The organism is Helicobacter didelphidarum, assembly GCF_003364195.1.
GTDB lineage: Bacteria > Campylobacterota > Campylobacteria > Campylobacterales > Helicobacteraceae > Helicobacter_A > Helicobacter_A didelphidarum.
The window spans coordinates 1-3,298 of record NZ_NXLQ01000071.1 but is presented as its reverse complement, the minus strand read 5'-3'; the positions used below and the strand labels follow the sequence as shown (position 1 = coordinate 3,298).

Genomic DNA, 3,298 nt, shown 5'->3' with positions numbered 1-3,298 from the left:
TAAAGTATAAGAGGATTCTTAGCGTCTAGCTTGGTATTGCTTGTATTTGTATGAGATTCAAAGAATACTGCTAAGGGATTGCTAGACATTCTTGCTATAATGTTTGATTTATCTTTATAAAGAGAATCTCTAAACTCTTGCATAGATACTCTTTTAGTGAATATAAAGGGTTGTTTAGATTTTATATATTCATTTTTTTCTTTGCAAGTAAGTGATATGATGGCTACATTACCTGTGTGATGAAAATCAGCAGTGCTAAAGTCTTTGATGGCAAGAGAGTTATTTTTACCTTTGATGATTTGTTGCTTTGTGGATAGATTTTGTGTAGCTATGATGAGTTTAGTAGTGCGTTGGTTGAGATTGCAATTTTTATCATCTATAAGTTCTATATTAAATTCTACTTCATAAGTTCCAAATCCATTAGAATCTTCATCTTTTACTTTCTTTAACAAAGTAGATTGATAAACTTTTCTATTTTCGCAGTTGTGGAGATAGATGGTATTAAATATTTTATTTTGCATTGTTTTATTGTGTGTTTTTGGATTCCTATAATCATAAGGGGCAATTTGAAGCTGTGCAAGCTTTAATGTAAAATTTGAATGAGAGGAACGCTCGATAATATGCTTTTTGATAAGCTCAATTTGAAGTTGAATATTGAACAAAGAAGTATTTGCACTAAAGGTAACAATATTATTTTGTTCATCATATTGATTAATGCAATCCGTAATTTTAATAAAATTGTAAAGCTTTAAAGTATGATTATCGTGCGTTTGTATATGAAGGATATTTTCTATATTTTGGGTGCTTTTTATATCTTTAAATTCATAAGTAATACTACTACTCTTATCTATAACAGAAAGCTTGTTTGTATCAATAGGGAGTAACTTGTTAGTAGCAATAGGTAAAAATTCATCTTTATCCTTTATGTATAAAAAGAGTTTGCAAGATGAAAATAATTGTTCACAATCTATGGTATTGTTTGGTAGTGAAATAAAAGTGTATGGAATATATATAGGCTTATCTTTTTCTTTTTTATTATTAAAGAAGGGTTGATAAAACTTAAGAGAATTTTTAAAGTTTTGTAAGATAAATATAAAAAGAGAAATATTTTTATCTGCACTCATTAATAGTTGATTAATATTTTCGTATTGCTTAGTATATCGTGTTATTACTTCTTTTAATTCTTCTTTTGTAAGTATATTAAATGGTGTTTCTTTTTTACTTATCCATTTCAATTTATTTTTATACTTATCTTGTATCTTTTGTATTTCTTTAGCGAGTGTTGCAATATTGTCTGTCTTGTCTATAATTCCTCCAAAGGATGTATAATCAAATGGAGTAAATATGAAAGATAGGATGAATTGTTGCTCTTTTGGAATAATTTTAACACTTTTAAGCACAGGATTTATTATTTCCTCAAATGTTTTTAAATTATTTGTATCAATGTAATTATTAATTGCTTGTGGGTATATAAATCTTTTATCTTTACTTGATTGAGAAGATAATTTTGTAACAATATATTCGGTAACAATACCATAATCATTATATTGAATCGTTTGCAAATAAGTAAAATCCTTATTTTTTAAACTTTCAACTAGATAGTCCTTTTTTATAGTAAAATTAAGATAAGCAAATATATTAATAAAACTTTGTAGTGATTTTTCATTTGATAAAGAAAAATTTTTTGCATCTAAACCTATATCTATGAGACAAGATTGCAATATTGCATCTTTAAAGTTTTGTATAGCTTTTGTTTTACTAGCTAAATTGACATAATATCTAAATCCAAACCACAATAAAAAGTAATTGGGAACCTTAGATTCTAAGACCCAAATAAAAAAATTTCTTGCATGTTTATATTGATAAACATTTCTATTTTGTAAATAGAGCAAGAAAAAGGCTACACCCTCTTTAGTGTATATTTTATTCTCATAGCAAAGTATTTTTTTATCTTGTAACATCTTAGTTAGCTTTTTATGTATATCATTCCTTTCATTGTCAAACATTTCTTTTATGGCTGTATTAATATCTTTTTTATCCTCTGTTATATTATAATTTATGCAATATCTTTCTTCGCCTAAAAAAGCATTGGTAATTTTAGTAAATTCATCTTTACCTAATGTTTTAAATGCGGATTGTGTGTGATCAATATGAATCTGCTTTGTATTGCTAGTGTTAATCATCTATATCTCCTATAAGAATCTGAAATAATGTAGTTTTATATTTATCCATTTTTATCTTTCTGCTTTATGTGTTGTTATGTATTAACATTTGATGGCTTTGTAGCGTTGTGATAGGTTCTTTAAGATTACTCACTTTTCACTTCCCCACCTTTGACTACAAGTCCATTAGAATCTATCACTACTTCTACGCCACCTGCTTTGATAATCACACTATCTCCCTTAGCGGTGATAGTGGTATCTCCTACTTTATGGGTGATTTCGTTTCCTGCACTTATATTATAATCTGTTTTTATTTCACTAAACTTAGAATCTGCAATCTCTGTATGTTGTTTATCTGTATATGTAGAGAAACTTTCTTTGGCATTTATATCTATATAATTCTTTGCTTGCAAATTAATATGTTCTTCACTCTTATAATTGATCCCTTTTGTAGATTCTATTCCCATATCTCCCTCCACCACCTCTACCTTATTACCTCTCACATTCTCTATTCTCTCTCCATGAATAGATTCTATTGTATTGCCTTGTATGCTAGTCTCTTTATCCCCACCTACATACTCACTACTATTCTTTAATACTCTGAGTTTATTATCTATCCCTATATTAAGAGTATGACTTCCTCCTACTATGGTATCTTTAGAGAGTGCTACATTGGTTAGATATTCTGCTCCTACTCTTACATCTTTTACTCCTAGTATTTCTTGTCTATGATATTTGTTGATAGATTCTGTGTAGTTGCCTTTGACTATAGAATCTTTATTATGTTTAATCCTTTGAGTAAAGTTATGCTCTATTATCTCATCATAATCTCTTTGTGCATGAAGATAGATTTGTTCTTTGTCTTTGATATTAGAGAGAGTAAGTTCATTGATACCATTCTCATCTCTGCCTATAGTCTTAGATGAAAGTGAGGTTTGATTATCATTAAAGGGTAAATCATTGATACTAGGATTACTCACATTATACAAACTAGAACTAATATAGGGCTTATCTATATCATTTTCTAAATAACTTATAATCACTTCATCTCCTACTCTAGGGATAGCAAATAAGCCACTCTGATTACTTGCTATTGGAGAGGCTACTCGTAAGAATGGGGTATAGGAGATATGAGG

Annotated in this window: 2 protein-coding genes; both read right to left on the bottom strand. The window is 28.4% G+C overall.

Features of this window, described 5'->3' with window-relative positions:
* Window positions 1-2,183, bottom strand: a 2,183-nt coding sequence (locus CQA53_RS10510) for a hypothetical protein (protein ID WP_147290038.1), incomplete at its 3' end; no start/stop codon positions are given.
* A 125-nt stretch (window positions 2,184-2,308) separates the two neighbouring features.
* Window positions 2,309-3,298 (bottom strand): bacteriophage T4 gp5 trimerisation domain-containing protein (locus CQA53_RS10505; protein ID WP_245945892.1); only part of this gene is annotated, 990 nt, incomplete at its 5' end.